At 69.8% G+C, this 19,320-nt stretch carries 20 protein-coding genes and 1 tRNA gene; 15 read left to right on the forward strand and 6 right to left on the reverse strand.

What is annotated here, in order from left to right; all coding sequences use genetic code 11:
• The first annotated feature begins 19 nt into the window (after positions 1-19).
• Positions 20-412: a rhodanese-like domain-containing protein gene (locus AC1DIW_RS10920; RefSeq protein WP_478108118.1), complete on the forward strand. Its 393-nt coding sequence runs from the start codon at positions 20-22 to the stop codon at positions 410-412.
• Between the two features lie 79 nt (positions 413-491).
• Here AC1DIW_RS10920 and AC1DIW_RS10925 read toward each other — a convergent pair whose 3' ends face one another.
• Positions 492-2,342, reverse strand: coding sequence for a glycoside hydrolase family 15 protein (locus AC1DIW_RS10925; RefSeq protein WP_478108119.1), 1,851 nt, complete (start codon positions 2,340-2,342; stop codon positions 492-494).
• Between the two features lie 195 nt (positions 2,343-2,537).
• On the opposite strand from AC1DIW_RS10925, the gene AC1DIW_RS10930 reads away from it, so the two are divergent.
• From AC1DIW_RS10930 to crcB (AC1DIW_RS10945), 4 genes are all read left to right on the forward strand, one after another.
• Positions 2,538-4,271, forward strand: coding sequence for an FAD-dependent oxidoreductase (locus tag AC1DIW_RS10930; protein ID WP_478108121.1), 1,734 nt, complete (start codon positions 2,538-2,540; stop codon positions 4,269-4,271).
• A gap of 34 nt (positions 4,272-4,305) precedes the next feature.
• Positions 4,306-5,358, forward strand: coding sequence for a glucose 1-dehydrogenase (locus AC1DIW_RS10935; RefSeq protein WP_478108122.1), 1,053 nt, complete (start codon positions 4,306-4,308; stop codon positions 5,356-5,358).
• Positions 5,359-5,557: 199 nt separating this feature from the next.
• Entirely contained in the window at positions 5,558-6,001 is a 444-nt protein-coding gene (gene crcB / locus AC1DIW_RS10940) for a fluoride efflux transporter CrcB (protein ID WP_478108124.1), read from the forward strand.
• Positions 5,998-6,375: a fluoride efflux transporter CrcB gene (gene crcB, locus AC1DIW_RS10945; RefSeq protein ID WP_478108125.1), complete on the forward strand. Its 378-nt coding sequence runs from the start codon at positions 5,998-6,000 to the stop codon at positions 6,373-6,375. The genes crcB (AC1DIW_RS10940) and crcB (AC1DIW_RS10945) overlap by 4 nt, the downstream gene beginning before the upstream one ends.
• A 30-nt stretch (positions 6,376-6,405) precedes the next feature.
• Here crcB (AC1DIW_RS10945) and AC1DIW_RS10950 read toward each other — a convergent pair whose 3' ends face one another.
• Positions 6,406-6,954: a universal stress protein gene (locus AC1DIW_RS10950; RefSeq protein ID WP_478108127.1), complete on the reverse strand. Its 549-nt coding sequence runs from the start codon at positions 6,952-6,954 to the stop codon at positions 6,406-6,408.
• 181 nt (positions 6,955-7,135) lie between these two features.
• On the opposite strand from AC1DIW_RS10950, the gene AC1DIW_RS10955 reads away from it, so the two are divergent.
• Both AC1DIW_RS10955 and AC1DIW_RS10960 read left to right on the forward strand, forming a co-directional pair.
• Entirely contained in the window at positions 7,136-8,866 is a 1,731-nt protein-coding gene (locus tag AC1DIW_RS10955) for an alpha/beta hydrolase (protein WP_478108128.1), read from the forward strand.
• A 111-nt stretch (positions 8,867-8,977) separates the two neighbouring features.
• Positions 8,978-10,114 (forward strand): M24 family metallopeptidase, encoded by a 1,137-nt coding sequence (locus AC1DIW_RS10960; RefSeq protein ID WP_478108130.1) that lies wholly within the window; start codon positions 8,978-8,980, stop codon positions 10,112-10,114.
• A 286-nt stretch (positions 10,115-10,400) separates the two neighbouring features.
• Here AC1DIW_RS10960 and AC1DIW_RS10965 read toward each other — a convergent pair whose 3' ends face one another.
• The 3 genes from AC1DIW_RS10965 to AC1DIW_RS10975 all read right to left on the reverse strand — a co-directional run bounded on the left by AC1DIW_RS10965 (position 10,401) and on the right by AC1DIW_RS10975 (position 13,846).
• The gene (locus AC1DIW_RS10965; RefSeq protein ID WP_442280726.1) at positions 10,401-10,790 is read right to left on the reverse strand and encodes an SHOCT domain-containing protein; all 390 of its coding nucleotides are present in this window, start codon (positions 10,788-10,790) and stop codon (positions 10,401-10,403) included.
• A 128-nt stretch (positions 10,791-10,918) separates the two neighbouring features.
• Positions 10,919-11,137, reverse strand: a complete 219-nt coding sequence (locus AC1DIW_RS10970) for a hypothetical protein (RefSeq protein ID WP_442280727.1) — start codon at positions 11,135-11,137, stop codon at positions 10,919-10,921.
• A gap of 108 nt (positions 11,138-11,245) precedes the next feature.
• Entirely contained in the window at positions 11,246-13,846 is a 2,601-nt protein-coding gene (locus tag AC1DIW_RS10975) for a winged helix-turn-helix domain-containing protein (RefSeq protein ID WP_478108132.1), read from the reverse strand.
• Positions 13,847-13,976: 130 nt separating this feature from the next.
• On the opposite strand from AC1DIW_RS10975, the gene AC1DIW_RS10980 reads away from it, so the two are divergent.
• The 3 genes from AC1DIW_RS10980 to AC1DIW_RS10990 all read left to right on the forward strand — a co-directional run bounded on the left by AC1DIW_RS10980 (position 13,977) and on the right by AC1DIW_RS10990 (position 15,122).
• A complete protein-coding gene (locus AC1DIW_RS10980; RefSeq protein WP_478108134.1) occupies positions 13,977-14,207 on the forward strand; it encodes a hypothetical protein in 231 nt (76 codons plus the stop codon).
• A gap of 104 nt (positions 14,208-14,311) precedes the next feature.
• Entirely contained in the window at positions 14,312-14,773 is a 462-nt protein-coding gene (locus AC1DIW_RS10985) for a DUF6325 family protein (protein ID WP_478108135.1), read from the forward strand.
• A 61-nt stretch (positions 14,774-14,834) separates the two neighbouring features.
• The gene (locus tag AC1DIW_RS10990) at positions 14,835-15,122 is read left to right on the forward strand and encodes an SHOCT domain-containing protein (RefSeq protein WP_478108137.1); all 288 of its coding nucleotides are present in this window, start codon (positions 14,835-14,837) and stop codon (positions 15,120-15,122) included.
• 69 nt (positions 15,123-15,191) lie between these two features.
• Here AC1DIW_RS10990 and AC1DIW_RS10995 read toward each other — a convergent pair whose 3' ends face one another.
• Positions 15,192-16,022: a class II glutamine amidotransferase gene (locus AC1DIW_RS10995; RefSeq protein ID WP_478108139.1), complete on the reverse strand. Its 831-nt coding sequence runs from the start codon at positions 16,020-16,022 to the stop codon at positions 15,192-15,194.
• Positions 16,023-16,137: 115 nt separating this feature from the next.
• On the opposite strand from AC1DIW_RS10995, the gene AC1DIW_RS11000 reads away from it, so the two are divergent.
• The 5 genes from AC1DIW_RS11000 (at position 16,138) to AC1DIW_RS11020 (ending at position 19,316) form a co-directional block, all read left to right on the forward strand.
• Positions 16,138-16,464: a putative quinol monooxygenase gene (locus tag AC1DIW_RS11000; RefSeq protein WP_478108222.1), complete on the forward strand. Its 327-nt coding sequence runs from the start codon at positions 16,138-16,140 to the stop codon at positions 16,462-16,464.
• A gap of 96 nt (positions 16,465-16,560) precedes the next feature.
• A tRNA-Gly gene (locus tag AC1DIW_RS11005) sits at positions 16,561-16,633 on the forward strand.
• A gap of 102 nt (positions 16,634-16,735) precedes the next feature.
• Positions 16,736-17,704, forward strand: a complete 969-nt coding sequence (gene ligD / locus AC1DIW_RS11010) for a non-homologous end-joining DNA ligase (protein WP_478108140.1) — start codon at positions 16,736-16,738, stop codon at positions 17,702-17,704.
• A gap of 60 nt (positions 17,705-17,764) precedes the next feature.
• A complete protein-coding gene (locus tag AC1DIW_RS11015) occupies positions 17,765-18,247 on the forward strand; it encodes a glutathione peroxidase (protein ID WP_478108141.1) in 483 nt (160 codons plus the stop codon).
• 16 nt (positions 18,248-18,263) lie between these two features.
• A complete protein-coding gene (locus tag AC1DIW_RS11020) occupies positions 18,264-19,316 on the forward strand; it encodes a chorismate-binding protein (protein WP_478108143.1) in 1,053 nt (350 codons plus the stop codon).
• The last annotated feature ends 4 nt before the right edge of the window (positions 19,317-19,320 follow it).

A 19,320-nucleotide genomic window follows, 5' to 3' on the forward strand; every position in this document is an offset into this window, starting at 1 on the left:
CGCCGACGAGGAGGAAGACATGACCACGACAACAGCAGCACAGATGGTGGGACGTGCCATGGCGCGGGTCGCCACGGTCACCCCGGAGGACGCTCGGGAAGAGATCACGAGCGGTGACGCCGTCGTGCTCGACGTCCGCGAGCCCATCGAGTGGGAGGAGCACATCGAGGGCGCGGTGCAGGTGCCGCGCGGCATCCTCTGGTTCCAGGCCGACCCGGCCTCCCCGGCCCACAACCCGGCCCTCGAGCCGGACCGGAGGGTCATCGTGGTGTGCCACAGCGGCACGCGCGCCACCTTGGCCGCAGCGACCCTCATGGACCTCGGATTCACCGACGTCGTCAACCTCGTAGGCGGTATGAACGCGTGGAAGCAGGCCGGGCTGCCCACCGCCGAGGCACACGGCGCGCTCTGAGCCCGGCGATCGGCCCCCGGCCGGAGCGGCATGAGGGCAGCGAACGGCATACGGGCTCGGACCCCGCTGGGCGCGTCACTCAGCGTCGGGACGGTGCCTGCGCCGCGTCGAGCTGCCGGTCGAGGGTGATGGCCGCGTCGATGAGCGCGAGGTGCGTGAACGCCTGCGGGAAGTTGCCGATCTGCTCACCGGTGAGCGCGATCTCCTCGGAGTAGAGGCCGACGTGGTTGGCATACGTCAACATCTTCTCGAACGTGATGCGCGCCTTGTCGAGCTCGCCGGCCCGGGCGAGCGAGTCGACGTAGAGGAAGGTGCAGAGCGAGAACGTGCCCTCCGAGCCGCGGAGCCCGTCCGGCGAGGCGGCGGGGTCGTAGCGGTAGACCAGGCTGTCCGTCACGAGCTCGGCGTCCATCGCCTCGAGGGTCGAGGTCCACCTCGGGTCGGTCGGGCTGATGAAGCCGACCGACGACATCCGCAGCAGGGAGGAGTCGAGGACGTCCGTCTGGTAGTGCTGCACGAAGGCCTTCCGGTCGGTGCTCCAGCCCCGGGTCATGATCTGGCCGTAGATCCCGTCGCGCTCCTCGCGCCACCGGTCCACGGGGGCAGGCCGCCCGTGCTTCACAGCCAGCCGGATCCCGCGGTCCAGGGCCACCCAGCTCATGAGCCGGCCGTACGTGAAGTCCTGCCTCCCGCCCCGGGTCTCCCAGATCCCCTCCTCGGGCTGGTCCCAGTTGGCGCAGAGCCAGTCGAGCATCTCGGACAGCTTGAGCCATCCGGCGTGGCTGCCGGGCAGTCCGTGCTGGTCGCCGAAGTAGAGGCTGTCGACCGCCTCGCCGTAGATGTCGAGCTGCAGCTGGCCGGCCGCGCCGTTGCCGATGCGCACCGGTTTCGAGCCGCGGTAGCCCTCCCAGTGCTCGAGGACCTCCTCCGTGAGGTCGCTCGAGCCGTCCACCCGGTACATGATGTCGAGCGGCGTGCCTCCCGCGCCGGACCTCTCCCGCACGCGGTCGGCGAGCCAGCCGGAGAAGGCGGCCGCCTCCTCCCGGAAGCCCATTCCGAGCAGGGCGTAGACCGAGAAGGAGGCGTCCCGCACCCACGTGTACCGGTAGTCCCAGTTCCGCTCCCCGCCGACCTGCTCCGGCAACGCTGCCGTGGGTGCGGCCACGAGACCCCCACTCGGCGCATACGTCATGAGCTTGAGCGTGATAGCCGAGCGGTGCAAGGTCTCGCGCCAGCGCCCCGTATAGGTGGACTGCGCCAGCCATCCCTTCCAGAAGGCGACCGTGTCGTCGAACATCCGCTGGATCTCGGCAACTCTGATCTCGCGAGCCGGGCCGGCCGTCCCGGTCTCCAGGAGCAGGCCGCGCATCATGCCGGCCCGCAGGGTGACCTCGGCACGGACGTCGCCGCGGTCGTCGACATGGGTGTGCGCGAGGCGCTCGTCCTCCGGCTCGCGCACCAGGTGGATCGTCATCGAGGTGCGCGGGCCGGCGAACACGGCACCGCTGTCCGAGAGGTGTGTCTCGTGCGGCTCGCGCCCGTAGTCGAAGCGTGGTGCCACGTGCAGGGCGAACGTCATCTCGCCGCGCACGCAACGGACCATCCGTGCGATGCGGTGCGTGTCGGCGGCGATCGTGCTGTTGCTGGTCGGCATGAAGTCGACGACCTCGCCGACGCCGGCCTCCGTGAGGAAGCGGGTCACGAGGATGGCCGTGTCGGGGAAGTACAGCTGCTTGCTCGTGAAGACCTCGGCGGTGGGCCGCAGCCGGAAGTGTCCGCCGCGTCCGTGGTCCAGCAGCGCCCCGAAGATGCTCGGCGAGTCGAAACGAGGAGCGCAGAACCAGTCGATCGACCCCTCCGTCGTCACGAGTGCTGCGGTCTGGAGGTCACCGATCAGCCCATGGTCTGCGATGAGTGGGTAGTCGTCCATGTCGCGTCGTCCCTTCTCGTTGCCCGGGCCCGGAGCGGGCCGATGGGCGCCGTCCGGCGCGGAGGCGCTCCCTTCCTTGGTATCGACCCACGCATCCCGGCGCGTCATCCGGCGCGGGTGATGCCAGCCCTCGTCCGGCGAGCGAGGCTCGTGAGTGAGCCAGGGATCGAAGACGTGCGGCACGAGGAGGACGAGATGAAGACAGTGATCGTGGGCGGGGTGGCAGCAGGTGCCTCGACAGGTGCCCGTCTCAGGCGTCTCGACGACTCCGCGGAGATCGTCATCCTCGAGAAGGGCTACTACGTCTCCTTCGCCAACTGCGGTCTGCCGTATCACATCGGCGGGGAGATCCCCGAGCGCGAGAGCCTGCTGCTCCAGACCCCTGAGAGCCTGGCGCGGAGCCTGGCCCTTGACGTCCGCACCGGTCACGAGGTCATCGCCATCGACCGTGACGCCAAGCAGGTGGAGGTGCGGGACCTCGACGAGGACCGGACCTACCGGGAGGCCTTCGACACTCTCGTGCTGTGCACCGGGGCCGAGCCGGTCAGGCCGCCGATCCCCGGCGGTGACGACCTCGGCGTCGACGTCCTGCGCGACATCGCCGACATGGATCGGATCATCGCGCGCCTCGACAGCGGCGCGACCAGCGCTGTCGTGGTCGGTGGCAGCTACATCGGCCTGGAGCTGACCGAGGCCTTCCGCTCGCGCGGCCTCAAGACGACGGTGATCGAGCGCACCGGACAGCTCATGCCCTGGCTCGACCCGGAGATGACCCGGATCCTCGACTACCACGTCGACACCCACGACGTGGACCTGCGGCTCGCGACCTCCGCCACGGCCGTTCGTCCCGGTCAGGGAGCCAGGTTCGCGCTCGACCTGTCGGACGGCACCTCGGTCGAGGGCGACGTCGTCGTCATGGCCGTCGGCGCCCGACCCCAGGTCGACCTCGCGCGGGCCGCGGGGCTGGAGATCGGCCCCCGTGGCGGCATCGTCGTCGATGCCCGGATGCGCACCTCTGTCCCCGACATCCTCGCTGCCGGCGACGCCGTCGAGACGCCCAACTTCCTGACGGGCGAACCGACGCTCTCGATGCTCGCCGGCCCGGCGAACCGGCAGGGGCGCATCGCGGCCGACACGATCGCCGGCCACGAGAGCGCCTACCGCGGCACGCAGGGAACGGCGGTCGTCAAGGTGTTTGACATGACCGCCGGGGGGACCGGTTTGACGGAGACCCAGTTGCAGGCCGCCGGGATGGACTACCGCAAGGTGCACACCCACCAGAACGGTCACGCCGCCTACTACCCGGGAACGGCACCCTTGTTCATCAAGGTGCTCTTCGACCCCGGTGACGGGCGACTGCTCGGCGGCCAGGTCCTCGGCTGGGACGGGGTGGACAAGCGCATCGACGTGCTCGCCGTCGCGGTCCGCGCGCACCTGACCATCTTCGACCTCGAGCACCTCGAGCTCGCCTACGCCCCGCCCTACGGCGCGGCAAAGGACCCCCTCAACATGGTGGGCTTCCTCGGGGCCAACCTGCTGCGAGGAGACATCGCCCTCTGGTATCCGGAGGACTTCCCGGCCTGCGCCGACCGGGTCACGATCCTCGACACCCGCACCGCCGCCGAGTACGACACCTGGCACATCCCCGGCGCGGTCCTCATCCCCTACACGGAGGTGAGGGAGCGCCTGGGCGAGCTGCCCAAGGACAAGCCGGTGTGGACGTACTGCCGGTCCGGCTTCCGCAGCTACCTCGCCTACTGCGTGCTGCGGCAGCACGGCTTCGACGACGCCGCCTTCCTCTCGGGCGGGATGATGACCTACCACGGTCACCACCGGACCCCGCTGGTCGTCGGCCAGGGCGGTATGCCGATGGTGACGCACGTCGAGGACCAGCTCGCCGAGCGCCCGGGCGCTCTCGAACACGTCTGACGCCGACCGTGAACGCCCGCGAGGGGAGCATCCGATGAAGGCAGTGACCGTTCAACCGTTGGTCGCCGGATCGGTCCGGTTCGAGGAGGTGCCCGAACCGGACGAGAGTGCCGGCTCGGTGCTCGTCGAGGCGGTGGGCGTGGGGATCTGCGGGACCGACGTCGAGATCGCGTCCGGGGCCTACGGCTGGGCTCCGCCGGGCCGCGACCGTCTCGTGCTCGGCCACGAGTCCCTGGGCCGCGTCATCGACCCTGGGCCGGCGACCGGTCTGCAGGTCGGCGACCTCGTCGTCGGGATCGTCCGGCGCCCGGACCCCGTCCCGTGCGGCAACTGCGCGGTCGGCGAGTGGGACATGTGCCACAACGGGCAGTACACCGAGCACGGCATCAAGCAGATCGACGGGTTCATGTCGGAGCGTTGGCGCATCGAGCCCGGCTTCTTCACCAAGCTCGACCCGTCCCTCGGCATCCTGGGGGTCCTGCTCGAACCGACGACGGTCGTGACGAAGGCCTGGGAGATGGTCGGTGCGATGAGGGCTCGGGCCTTCTGGGAGCCGCGGACGGTGCTCGTCACGGGCGCCGGCCCGATCGGCGCACTCGCAGCGCTCATCGGCGTGCAGCACGGCCTCGAGGTCCACGTGCTGGACCGGGTCACGGAGGGCCCCAAGCCCGACCTGGTCGCAGACCTCGGCGCGACCTACCACGCGGGGCCGGTGGCCGAGCTCGACTTCGCCCCCGACGTCGTCATCGAGTGCACGGGTGTGGGCCCGGTGATCGTCGACGCGATTCGCAAGGTCGGGGCAGGAGGCGTGGTCTGCCTCACCGGCGTGGGCAGCGGCGGACGGACGGGGGACCTGCCCCCGGCAGACGTGGCGCGCGAGATCGTCCTCCAGAACAACGTCATCCTCGGTTCGGTGAACGCCAACCGGCGGCACTTCTATCGCGCGGCCGAAGCGCTCGCGGCGGCCGATCGCGACTGGTTGGCGCGCCTCATCACCCGTCGGGTGCCGCCACAGAACATTGCCACCGCTCTCGAGCGACACCCCGATGACATCAAGGTCGTCGTGGACTTCGAGGGCGCGCACTGACCAGGAACATGCGTCAGTCCGGCTCGGCAGGTGCGCTGCCTCGACGGCTCGGTCCGGGCCCGACGCGATGGCGCTGAGCGTGTCACGATGTCGCCTGCGTTTCTCGAGTCGGTATCGTGGCCGTCGATGGGGGTGGGGCTCGCCGACAACCGCGACATCCCGTCGCCAACAGTCCCTACCTGAGACAGGTAGGAGAACCATGCCCGCAGACCGGCCCAGGGAGCCGCGTCTCTTCCGGGGACGCGGAGACGTCCTCGCGGTGATCGCGCTCGGAGGCGCGGTCGGCAGTACGGCCCGGTATGCCGTGGCCCTGCTCCTCCCGCATGCGCCGGACCGCATCCCGTGGTCGACCGTCACCGCGAACCTGACCGGAGCCTTTCTGCTCGGCGTGTTGATGGTCTTCGTCAACGAGGTCTGGCGCACGAACCGGTACGTGCGCCCGCTGCTGGGCGTCGGTGTCCTCGGCGGGTACACGACCTTCTCGACGTACATGCTCGACGCCCGCGCCCTCGCCGCGGCCGGCGCGCTGGGAGCCCTCGCCGCCTACGTTCTGGTGACCCTGGTCGGCGGCCTGATCGCGGTACGGCTCGGCGCAGCTTTCGGACGCCTCCTGACGCGACCGCGTGGCAGGGAGACGGCGTGACGTTGCTCTTCGTGATCATCGGCGGCGCGGTCGGCGCGCCCCTGCGCTACCTCACGGACCTGTTCGTGCAGTCGAAGCACGACACCGCCTTCCCGTGGGGCACCCTGACGGTCAACGTCGTCGGCTCAGCCGTCCTCGGAGGGGTCCTGGCTGCAGGGTCGGTCGGGCACCTGTCCCCGGATCTCGTCGCGCTGTTGGGGACCGGGTTGTGCGGCGCGCTGACGACCTTCTCGACGTTCGGGTTCGAGACCGTCCGCCTGATGCAGGAGGGTTCCGCCGTGGCGGCGGGGCTCAACGTGACCGTCAGCCTGACTGCGGGCTTCCTCGCCGGCGCCGGGGCGTGGGCGCTCACCCTCGCGCTGATCGCCGGCTGAGGCATCCGCCGGCTCGCACCGGTCGCGGGGTCACTCCCACGGCGCGGGTGCGTGCCAGTCGACGACGGTCAACGGCACGACGATCACGGGGCGGTGCTGGCGGTGGGCCAGCTGCATCGACAGGGACTGCGCCGCGAAGTCGTGCATTCGCTGGTGACGACGCCGCTGCGTGCCGACGACGAAGGCAGCGGCGTCGACGGCGCGGGCCAGGTGCGTCAGCGCCCGGTCGGCGCGTCCGGCCAGGTACCGGAAGTGCCACGGCACGTCGGTCCCGCGCAGCTCCTCGTCCAGCCACGCGAGGATGCGCTCCTGGCGTTGCGGCCACAGGTCGTCATCGCCGAGGTCGGGGTCGACGGGGTGGTGGCGCACGGTTCCGTCCGGGTGCTCCTCGTCGACGAACCGGGCGGGGTCGGCGAAGGCGAAGTACAGGGCCGGCGCCCTGGTGGCCCGGGCCAAGGACAGGGCGGTGAGGACCACGAGCGGCTCGGGATCCGGCGACACCGCGACGACCAGGGGGTGCCCGGCGAAGTCCGTCATCCGCGACGGGTCCGGTTGCGGTGGCAGGTCGGGACGGGCCATGTGCAGCTCCCTTCCGGAAGGATCCTTCGCCCGCACCCACAGTAGCCAGAACGGCTGCTGCCAGCTGCTGATCTGGCCCTCTGAGGACGATGCGGCGTCAGTCCCCAGGCAGCACCGTGAGACGGGTCAGGGACGAGGATCCCGGTGACCCAGCACTCACCGCCGACTGGAATGAGCGGGCATGACTGAAGAGGTGTCTGACCCTCCACTCACCAGCGACCGCCAGGTCGCGGCCGAAGCGGCGCCGCCGGTCCCGGCGACGACTCGACCCGGCCGTCTCCGACGGCTGCTGCACGTCACCCTTCCGGGGTGCTGGGGCGCCGTCGTGTTTGCCTGCCTGTCGTTGACGCCGTCGCTGCTCCCGCGCGGCGGCTTCATCCAGGGACTCGTCAGCGGGATCACTGCCGCCATCGGCTACGGCCTGGGGGTCCTCGTCGCATGGCTCTGGCGCGCCTACGCAGACCGGGACGCCAGAGTCCCGAAACCGTCGTCCTGGCGCGCCTTCCGCATCATCGCCGGCGTCCTCCTTGTTGTTTTCTTCGCCCTCGGGCAGTACTGGCAGCACCAGATCCGGGCGCTGATGGGGGTGACGGAGTACAGCATCGCGCTGGTCGTCCTGTCGCCCTTCGTCGCGATGTTCTTCTTCGCGCTGTTCCTCGCCGTCAGCCGGGGCATCCGGCGCGCCTACCACTGGGTCGCAGACCTGCTCGCCCGCCACGTCGGCCGGCGCGCAGCCGCGGCGACCGGCTGGGTGCTGGTGACCGCGACCGTCTACCTCGTCGTCAGCGGGGTGCTCATCGACGGGCTCGTCAGCGCGATGGACGAGGTCTTCTCGGTGAACAACACGATCACGCAGGAGGGTGTGGTCCAGCCCACGACCGGCCTCCGCTCGGGCGGCCCCGGCTCGAAGGTGGCCTGGGACTCCCTCGGCCGCGAGGGACGGACCTTCACGGGCACGGGTCCGACACCATCCGACATCGAGGTCATCGTCCACCACCCCGCCAAGGAGCCGATCCGCGCCTACGCGGGTCTCGACTCGGCGGACGACACGGAGCAGCGTGCGGCGCTCGCCGTCGACGACCTCGAGCGGGCGGGCGGCTTCCAGCGGGCGAACCTGCTCGTCGTGACGACGACGGGCAGCGGCTGGGTCGACCCGGCGCTCGTCGCCCCCCTCGAGTACCTGAGCGGCGGCGACGCGGCCAGCGTGGCCATCCAGTACTCGTACCTTCCGTCGTGGCTCTCGTTCCTCGTCGACCAGTCCAAGGCGCGGGAGGCCGGGCGGGCGCTCTTCGACGCGGTCTACGACCGGTGGTCGAAGCTGCCCCCGGACCAGCGTCCGAAGCTCTACGTCTCGGGCGAGAGCCTGGGCACGTTCGGCGGCGAGACCGCTTTCAGCGGCGAGTACGACCTGCGAAACCGCACCGCCGGCACGGTCTTTGCGGGGCCGCCCAACTTCAACACGCTGTTCCGCGAGTTCAGCGACCACCGCGATCCCGGCACCCCCGAGATCCAGCCGGTCTACAAGAACGGCCGGACCGTACGGTTCGCGAGCGACGCAGCCGCCTCGATCCCGCCCGAGGGCCAGCCCTGGGACGGCACCCGCGTCATCTACCTCATGCATCCCTCCGATCCCATCGTCTGGTGGTCCCCGCACCTGGTGTTCACCGAGCCCGACTGGATCAGGGAAACCGCCGGGAAGGACGTGCTGCAGGGCATGTTCTGGATGCCGTTCGTGACGTTCTGGCAGGTCACGGCCGACCTGCCGTTCTCCACCGGGGTCCCGGCCGGTCACGGCCACAAGTACACGACGGAGTACGTCGACGGTTGGTATGCCGTGATGCGCCCCTCCGGCTTCACGCCGGCTGACCTTGCCGCGTTGAGGACGGCGATCGCCGCCCTCAACATCCCGTGACAGGCGCCCGGTGGAGCGGGGACAACACCGCCGCCGAGGTGTCACCCTCATCGGATGACCATCACCTGGCACCCGCGGTCCTAGCCTGAACGGGACCGAAGGGAGACCGCCATGAGCTCTGCAGCGGTGCAGGCGCCACCACCGTTCACCGTGGACGACTACCTCGCGCGGGCGCGCCGGGTGGTCGAGGCCGCCTCGGAGCGTGGCTTCTCGGGCGTCCTCGTGACGCCCGGACCCGACCTCGTCTGGCTCACCGGCTACCAGCCCACCGCGATCACCGAACGGCTGACGATGCTCGTGCTCGGGCCCGACCAGGAGCCGACGCTGGTCGTGCCGGCCCTCGAACGGCCCGATGCCGTGGCAGCGGTAGGGGTGCGCGGCATGAAGGTCCTCGACTGGGCCGACGGCACCGACCCCTACCTGGCGGTCGCCCCGTGGCTACGGCCCGACGGCACCTACGGCATCTCGGACTCTGCGTGGGCCATGCACCTCCTCGGCCTCCAGAAGGGTCTGCCCGGCACGACGTACCAGTCGCTGACCGTGGGGCTTCCGATGATGAGAGCAGTGAAGGGACCCGACGAGCTGGCGCGGCTCACCGCCGCAGGGGCCGCGGCCGACGCGGCATACGGCGAGATCGTCAAGGTCCGTTTCGCCGGACGGCGGGAGGCCGACGTGGCCGCCGACCTCGCTGGGCTGCTGCATCGCTTCGGGCACGAGCAGGTCGACTTCACCGTCGTCGGGTCCGGGCCCAACGGGGCCAATCCCCACCACGAGGCCGGCGAGCGGGTGATCCAGCCCGGCGACGCGGTCGTGCTCGACTTCGGGGGCCTGATGTTCGGCTACGGCTCCGACACGACCCGGACGGTCTGTGTGGGCGAGCCGACACAGGAGATCCGCGACGTCCACGAGATCGTGCGGCGTGCCCAGGATGCCGGTGTCGCGGCGGTCCGACCCGGCGCGACCTGCCAGGACGTCGACCGTGCCGCCCGGGCGGTCATCACCGATGCGGGCTACGGCGACGCATTCATCCACCGGACCGGCCACGGGATCGGGGTCACGACCCACGAGCCCCCCTACATGGTCGAGGGGGAGGAGCAGCCGCTCGTTCCGGGAATGTGCTTCTCGGTCGAGCCCGGGATCTATCTCGCCGGGCGATTCGGCGTGCGCATCGAGGACATCGTCACGGTGACGCAGGACGGGGGCCTGCGGCTGAACAACACCGACCACGGGCTGGCGGTCGTCGAGTGACGTCACACGCCCGGGAATAGCCCTTTCCGCGCCCGCCGCAGTCTGGTGACAGGCGGAGTGAGGTCGTCGAGGGAAGGCGCGGTCGTGATGGCTCTTGACCTGAGGGTTCGAGGCACACCACGGGACCCTCCGCCCCGGTGGGTGTGCTCCTGCGAGACATGGTCGGACTCCTTCCGCCGGGCACGGCCGCGGCGTACTCCCCGGATCCAGGAGAAGCGTCACGGCACGAGAGTCACTCGTCGGTCGACCGCGCCCCTCGGTCGCAGGGCGGCGGCGGGGACCGGCGTCACGCGAGAGCCTTGGCCTTGATCGCGGCGAACTCATCCTCGGTGATCGCACCGCTGTCGAGCAGTGCCTTGGCCTGGGACAGCTGCTCCACGGTCGAGGACGTCGAGTCGGATGTGGCCGTCACACTGCGGATGTAGTCCTCCTGCTCGGCCATCCGCCGGCTGGTGCTCTCCATCTGCCGCTCAGCCATGCCCTTGCCGCGGACGATGATGTAGACGAGCGCGGCCAGCAGTGGGAAGACGAACAGCGCCACGACCCACACGACCTTGGCGAACCCGCCGAGCTCCCGGTCCCGGAAGATGTCCCCGAAGATGTGGAAGAGCATCATCAGGTAGGCCACGAACAAGAAGGACCAGACGAGAAGCCAGAAGAAGCTCCAGAAGTCCATGGTGGGCCGTTCCTTTCGTCGTCGCGACTCGTCGCGATGGAGTGGCAACTCTCGTGCCGAGGCCTAGACTCGTCCGACTGCCGCACCCGGGCATCGCTCTCTGCGAGCGAGATTCGCCGACGGACCGCTCATGCGGTGCCGCCCTTGGCGCCCGGCTCGTCGACGAGGTGCGTGGAGGTGACCTCCAGCCCGAGGTCGGTCAGAGCCGCGAGGACACCGACGAGCTCCTGGCTGTCGTGCACCCGGACCGTCAACGTGGTGCTCGTCCCGTTGCTGTCGGACCACACGGCATACGGCCAGACGTCGCGTTCGTCCACTTCGCCGGCTACGACAACGACGGCTCGCATACCTGTCCGCCTCGGGTGAGTAGGGAGTTCACGTCGCGTCCAGCATGTCGCCCTCGGGGACGCGAGCGCGTCACTCCTTGGGGGGGAGACGGGCCGTCGGGCCGGACCTCAGTAGAGCTCCAGCTCGGCGGCGCGACGGATCGCCGCCCGACGGCTGCTGACGCCGAGCTTCTGGTAGATGTGGGCGATGTGGGTCTTGGCCGTGTGGAGGGAGATGTACTCGGCCTCGGCGATCTCCGCGTTGGTGAGGTTGGTGGCGAGGTACTGGAGGATCACCCGCTCGCGGTCGGTCAGCCGCTCGCCCCAGCCGGTGATGTTCTGGTGCTGTCCCTCGACGATGCGTCCGAGCACGTGGGTCACTGCTGTGGGATGAGCAGTGCCGTGGCGCAGGTGGGTCTTGAGCAGATCCGTCATGGCATCGCCGGCGCCGAGGAAGGGCCCGTAGAGCTGGTCCGGCTCGGCTGCCGCGAGGGCGAGCTCGAGTGACACGTGGGCCGCGTCCACCTGCCCCAGGGCTGCATGCGCCTGAGCCCCGATGCACCGCGAGAGGCACTCGATCTGCACGAAGCCGTCGGGGGCCGGGACCCGGTCGAGCTCGGCCAGTGCCAACTCGGGGCGGCCGGCAAGCAGGAGCACCTTGGCCCGGAGGGTGGGTGCCAACCGGTACTCCGGGGAGCTGGGGGGCCGGGTGGCGAGAGCCACCGCGTCGCTGATGTCTCCCTTCGCCAGGAGGATCAGCCCCTCGAGGCCAGCCAGCATGGAGGGCCACGACGGTGCCAGGTGACCGGCCTCGATCATGGACGCGATCTCCGCTGCGTTGCGTCGCGCTGTGCGCAGGTCGCCCAACGACAGGGCGGTCTTGGTGAGGAAGTTCAGGACGAGTCCCCGCAGCTCCCAGTCGAAGGGGAGCACCAAGGAGAGGCTTCGCTGCAGCAGGACCTGCGCGTCGCGCATGTTGCCACGCCAGTACTCGAACCAGCCGAGATAGGCGACAGCAGGGGCCAGCGTCACGAGGCCCACCCAGCCGCGTTCTTCGGCCCGCGCGAGCACACCGGCGGCGAGGTCGTGGACCTCGGTCAGGTTTCCCTCGCCGATGGCAGGGATGCACGACTCGGCGAGGGCTGTCAGCTCGAGGGCCAGCAAGCCGGCCTCGTGTGCCGTGGCGGCTGACGATCGGAGCATCTCCAGGGGCAGCTTGGGATGGCTCTGCAGCCGCGCTTCTCCCATACCGACGAACACCTGGACCGCGGCCCGGATGGCAGGATCGGGCGCTCGCTCACTCCGGTCCAGCCGATCCAGCAAAGCTGCGCCGGACTCGACCGCGGAGCCAAGCCCCTGGTCGTACCCCGTGCGCAGCAGCTCCACGATTGCCATTCGGTCCTCGAGTCGGGCTCGCGCGGCCTCCGGAAGGAGGTCCGCTGCAGCCCGCGCGGCTTCGAGCTCCGAGCGGGAAGCGTCATGGCTGCCCCGCTGTCCGAGGATCAGGGCCTTCGCGAGGTGCGCCTCACTGGAGTAGACAGCAACCTGCGGGAGCTGCTCCACTGCGTCGAGCACCGCATCGACGCGTCCCTCGAGGAAGAGGTCGGACCAGCGTTCCGCGAAGATCCTCGAGGCCATCTCCTCGTTGCCGGCCGCCATCGCATGTCGGATCGCGGTCGGCGGGTCGACGGGGGCCCACCATTCCGCAGCAGCCGCGTGCAGGGCCACGGCTCTCTCCGGCAGATCGGTCGCCAGACGTCGACGGATGTGCGCTGCGAACAGCGGATGCCAGTGATACCAGGCCTCTTGGGACGAGACGTCTCCGCGGGTGAGGAACAGACCGTCGGCCAGACACTGCTCAAGATAGGCCTCCGAGCCGTGGGTGCCCCGAATGGTGTCGACGAGGGACGAGCAGACCTGCTCGTCGAGGCAGCTGTCGAGGACGAAGCTCCTGAGGTCGTCACTGAGGGAAGCGAGAACCTCCGTGGCGAGGTAGTCGGCCAGCGCCTGGTCCCGTCGCAGCTGCATCGGGACCTGACGGGGTCGGCCGCTCTGGCGGGCGGCGAGGATCGCCATGCGGACGCCCGCCGGCCAACCGTCCGTCACCCGGTGGATCGTGTCGATCGTGTCGGCGTCCAGGCGCAGGCCGGCGGCCCGGACGGCCTCCGCCGACTCCTCCCGACTGAAGGCGAGCTCGTCGTGCGCGATGTACTCGAGTCGGTCCTCCAGACGAAGACGTTGCACCCGCAGCGGAGGGACCACCCGTGCCGCGATCGCGATCCGCATGTTGGCGGGTGCCCACCGGAGGACGTGGTCGATGACACGCACCGAGGCCTTCGACTCGGCGAGGTGCTGGAGGTCGTCGAGGATCAGCGTCAGCGGCACAGCGGTGTCGTAGAGCAGCTCGAGCAGCGAGTCGACGAGGGTCAGTGGCTCCGCCCGCAGCGCCGATGCGCGCAATGGCTCGAGACCTGCGCCGAGCTCGTCGAGCCCCGACAGGCTGGCTGCGGTCAGGAGGTCCGAGACGAGACGCACGGGCTCGCGGTCGGACTCGTCGACGGTCAGCCACAGTGCTGCGCCACGGGCGGCGTGCCGCCGGGCAGCGGCGGCGAGGAGCGTCGACTTGCCGTAGCCGGCCATGCCCGCGAGCACGACCACCGGCCGACGGTCGACCAGGGACAGCAGGTGCGGACGATCGATGAGACCCGGCGACGGCAAGGGAGTCGACATGCGAGCGTGACGCGGGCCGACCATGTCACCCCCGTAGGTGGATGCGTATTGACCCCTGACACTTCGAGGCTAGTCATGGGTGGTCGGGGGCGTCAGCGAAAACTCAGGGTTCACAAAAGTGAGGTGTGCCATGCGGGAGTACGAGGTCATCCTCGACGGCGAGCTGGCCACGGATCTGACCGACTCGCCGGTGCCGTTGCAGCGCCGCAACATCGGCGGAGCGACGATCCTGCGCTTCCCCATGGGCCCCGAGGACACCCTGTCGCTCGTCCTCTCCCTGCTGGAGTCCTTGGGCATCGGCGTGACCGCCGTCCACCAGGTGGACGACGCCGACGCCCCTGACCAGCACAGCGGGATCTAGGCGTCGCCGCCGTGGCGTTCACTCATCCTCGAGGAGCGATGCGGCCGCCACCCGCCGGCGGCGAGGGTCGAGGTGTCAGTGGAGAGCCACCAAGGAGGCAGGACATGAGCGTCAACGTCGATGTCGGACCGATCGACTACCTCGCACTGGAGTTCCCCGGTGCCAGGCTGACCGGCGAGGGGTTGGCCATCCTCGTCGACCTCGTCGACCGAGGGATCATCCGCGTCCTCGACATGAAGGCTCTCGTCCGGGCGGATGACGGGACCGTCACCGCCATGGCCATCTCCGACCTCGACGGTGACGGCACCCTCGACCTGGCCGTCTTCGAAGGTGTCGAGTCCGACCTGCTCGACGAGGACGACCTCAAGGAAGCAGCCTCCCTGGTCGAGCCCGGGAACGCTGTGGCCCTCCTGGTCTACGAGAACACGTGGGCCGGGCCCTTCGTCTCGGCCATGCGCCGGGCGGGTGCCGAGGTCGTGGCGAGTGTCCGCATCCCGGCTGACACCGTCATCGCCCGCCTCGAGGAGCTGGAGGCGGCCGAGGCGTCGGCGGGTGCCGCCCAGTAGCTCCGACCCCGATCCGAGCGTCGACCTGAACGTCAATCACGTACGTACGAAGGAGCACACGATGGGACTCATCGGTGGAATGGCCAGGACTGCCGTCGTCGCCGGGACGGCCACGGCGGTGTCGAACCGCGTGTCGCGCCGTCAAGCTGGGCGCTGGGCGGCCAAGGAACAGCAGCCGCAAGAGGAAGCGTATGAGCCGGCGCCGGAGCAGGACTCCGCCCCGCCACCGCCACCTCAGGACACTGGTGTCGACCTCGACAAGCTCAAGCAGCTCGGGGAGCTCCGGGACTCCGGCGTCTTGACGGACGCGGAGTTCCAGACACAGAAGGCCCGCATTCTCGCCGGCTGATTGCCGGCTGGTTTCGGCTGGGCATCGTCCGCGCGGACGGTGCCCAGCCGACGGACTCAGGCGACGAACTCAGGCGACGTGAACGGGAGGGATGGGCGAGAACGCACGGATCTCGTCGTCGCCGGGCTGGATGATGCCGCAGGACGACTCCGGCACCTCACGCCACGCCCCCGGCAGGTCACGGAGTGGTTCGGACACGACGAGGCGTGCCTCGGGACTCAACGTCCTCAGCATCTCGACCTCGGGGTGCAACGCGCGCAGCTGGGTCACGTCCGTCGAGTGGAACAGCGTCCGGCTCTGGTGCTGGGTGGAGTACCGGAACGCCCAGACGGACTCACCGTTGCTGGTCGCCATCGTCGCCTGTATCGGATTGGCCACACCGCGCCGCTCGGCGAGGTCCTCGACGAAACCGACGGCCCGGGCCACGCCCGTCAGGGGGTCGTCCTCCAGGCCGAAGGTCAGGGCGAGGAAGAAGAGCGTCTCGGAGTCGGTCGACCCCTCGACGTCGGGGTAGAGCGACGGGTCCACCGCGAACATCAGCTCCCGCTTCAGCTGGTGGAAGCCGAAGACCGCCCCGTTGTGCATCCACAGCCAGTTGCCGTGCCGGAACGGGTGACAGTTGCTGCGTTGCACCGGCGTTCCGGTCGAGGCGCGCACGTGGGCGAACATGAGGGGGGTCCGCACCTGCTTGGTCAGCTCGCGGAGGTTCTCGTCGTTCCAGGCGGGGTCCACGCTCTTGAAGATCGCCGGGACGGGACCCTCGCCGTACCACCCGATCCCGAAGCCGTCGCCGTTCGTCGTCGTCGCCCCCATGCGCGAGTGGAGACTCTGCTCGATGAGCGAGTGCTGGGGCTTGAAGAGGAGGTCCTCGGCCAGGACCGGGTCACCTGAGTACACCATCCATCGGCACATACGCCCATCGAACCGGCGGCCGGAGGAGTAGGTCATCACTCGTTCGGGATGACGACCCTAGGCTGTCGACGAAACCATCCTCGAGCCTCCAGGAGTGATCCCCTTGATCTTCATCACCGCGAAGTTCCCCGTGAAGCCCGAGCACGCCGACGACTGGCCCGAGATCTCCCGGGCCTTCACCGAGGCCTGCCGCGCCGAGGAGGGCTGCCTGTGGTTCGACTGGTCGCGCAGCCTCGACGACCCGAACGAGTACGTCCTCGTGGAGGCCTTCCGTGACGAGGAGGCCGGGGGTACCCACGTGCAGAGCTCGCACTTCGCCGAGGCCACCTCGACACTGCCCGCCTACCTGTCCGCGACGCCGAAGATCGTCAACACGACGGTCGAGGGGACGCAGTGGTCCGAGCTCGGCGAGATGGCTGTCCAGAAGTAGCCGAACGGCCACTCGGAGAGTGGGTTTCACACTCCGGCCGACCGTCCGCTATGGTCTACCTCGCACCCACGGGGCTCCGGCTCCACGGGGTGGCAGGCGGACGTAGCTCAGTTGGTAGAGCGCAACCTTGCCAAGGTTGAGGTCGCCGGTTCGAGCCCGGTCGTCCGCTCCGCTGGAAGGGCCCGTCGACTCACGTCGGCGGGCCCTTCCGCTCGTTCCCCTCGTCGGCCGAAGGCCGTATGCCGTCCCGGGTGTCCGTAGGCTGTCGCTCATGGCTGCGGCGAGCAAGGCACCGGCGGTGGAGATCGAGGTGGGCGACCACACCGTGCGCCTCTCGAGCCCGGACCGGATCTACTTCTCCGAGCGCGGCGAGACCAAGCGCGACCTCGTCGACTACTACCTCTCCGTCGGCCCGGGCATCGTCAACGCGCTGCGCGAGCGGCCGTGCATGCTGCACCGGTTCCCCAAAGGCGTCGACGGACCCAAGGTGCACCAGAAGCGCCTCCCCGCCGGGGCTCCGCCCTGGGTGGAGACCGTGCGGCTGCACTTCCCCCGCTACGGCCTGCACGCGGACGAGCTGTGCGTGACCCGTCTCGCCGACGTCATCTGGGCCGTGCAGATGTCGACGGTCGAGTTCCACCCGTGGAACAGCCGCCGGGCCGACACCGAGAGCCCCGACGAGTGGCGCATCGACCTCGACCCGATGCCCGAGTGCGGGTTCGAGAAGGTGCGCCGGGCCGCGGCCACGACCCACGAGATCCTCGACGAGCTCGGCGCCGTCGGCTGGCCCAAGACGTCGGGCGGCTCGGGCCTGCACGTCTACGTCCGGATCGCCCCGGACTGGGGCTTCAAGGACGTGCGCCGCGGCGCGCTCGCCTTCGCCCGAGAGGTCGAGCGGCGACTGCCCGACGACGTGACGACGACGTGGTGGCGCAAGGACCGCTCGCCGAAGGACCTCTTCGTCGACTACAACCAGAACGCCCGCGACCACACCATCGCCGCGGCCTACAGCGTGCGGGGCAACCCGCGTGGCACGGTCTCCGCGCCGCTCGCGTGGGACGAGATCGCCGACGCCGAGCCGCAGGACTTCACCATCGAAACGATGCCCGAGCGCTTCGGCCGCCTCGGTGACCTCCACGCGGGCATCGACGACGCGGTCTTCGACTTCAGCGCGCTCCTCGAGTGGGCAGACCGCGACGAGCGCGACGGAAAGGCCACGCCGCCCGAACCCGACGAATGACCCATCTCGACCGAGCACCGCTCCGAACCAACCATCGACCCGGACCACAGAGGAGACACCGTGACCGCCCTGCACGACTTCAAGGCCACCGCCATCGACGGCAGGGAGGTGTCGCTGGATGAGTACGCAGGCGACGTCGTCCTCGTCGTCAACACCGCGAGCGCGTGCGGCTACACCCCCCAGCTCGGTGGCCTCGAGCAGCTCTACGAGACCTACCGCGCCCAGGGCCTGACGGTGCTCGGCTTCCCGTGCAACCAGTTCGGCGGCCAGGACCCCGGCAGCGACGAGGAGATCGGGGTCTTCTGCCAGAAGAACTACGGCGTCACCTTCCCGATGTTCTCCAAGATCGACGTCAACGGCTCCGACGAGCACCCGCTCTACACGTGGCTGAAGTCCGAGAAGGGTGGCCTGCTCGGCAAGAAGATCAAGTGGAACTTCACGAAGTTCCTCGTCGGGCGTGACGGCACCGTCCTCGGCCGCTACTCGCCGACGACCGAGCCGGCCGACCTCGCCGGCGACATCGAGCAGGCCCTCTCGGCCTAGGCCCTACGATCTGCGGGTGGACCACGCCCGCTTCGCCGACCGGGACGCGCGCGGAGTGCTCGACGTCCGCCACGGCCCCGAAGCCCTGGACGCGATCACGCGCGAGGGCTTCTGGGCCGTCGTGGCCACCTTCGAGGGCGCAGTCACCGCGGTGCGCTTCGCCGAGGTCACCCCGAGGTCGTATGCCGTGGGCCCCGGTCTCGCGCGGCCGCCGGCTCCCGCCGTGGGCTGGGAACCGCTCGACCGCCACTGGCGCACCTCACTCGACCGGACGGCATACGTCGGCGCCGTGGGGGAGGTGCGAGAGCGGATCGCTGCGGGCTCCGTCTACCAGGTCAACGTGTGCCGGGTGCTCAGCCACCAGCTGCGCGACGACGCTGACCTGGACGGCCTCGATGCTCTTCTGCGACAGGGCAACCCGGCCCCGCACGCGGCACGTGTCCGGTGCGACGCCGTTGGCCTCGATGTCGTCAGCGCGTCTCCCGAGCTGTTCCTCTCGCGTCGCGGCGGCCGCCTCGTGACAAGGCCGATCAAGGGCACGGCGACGACGGCGGAGGAGATGCTGCCCAAGGACTACGCCGAGAACGTCATGATCGTCGACCTCATGCGTAACGACATCTCCGGTGTCTGCGAGCCCGGCACCGTCTCGGTCGACGAGCTCTGCGCACTCGAGACGCACCCCGGTCTCGTGCATCTCGTCTCCACGGTCAGCGGACAGCTCCGGGACGGCGTGGGCTGGGCGGACATCTTCGCGGGCGCGTACCCGCCCGGCTCCGTGTCCGGGGCCCCGAAGTCCAGCGCCCTCACCGCCATCCACGACCTCGAGACGGTGCCCCGCGGTCCTTACTGCGGCGCCGTCGGCTGGGTCGATGCCGATGCCGGCGAGGCGGACCTGGCCGTCGGCATACGCACGTTCTGGGCTGAGCGCGACGAGGCCGGCCGGCGCTGGTTGCGGTTCGGGACGGGCGCCGGGATCACGTGGCAGTCGGACGCCGAGGGGGAGTGGGCCGAGACCGAGCTCAAGGCCGCGCGGCTCATCGGGCTGGCGGCGGGCACTGTGACACCATGATGGC

This window comes from Terrabacter sp. 01T434 (genome assembly GCF_056398545.1).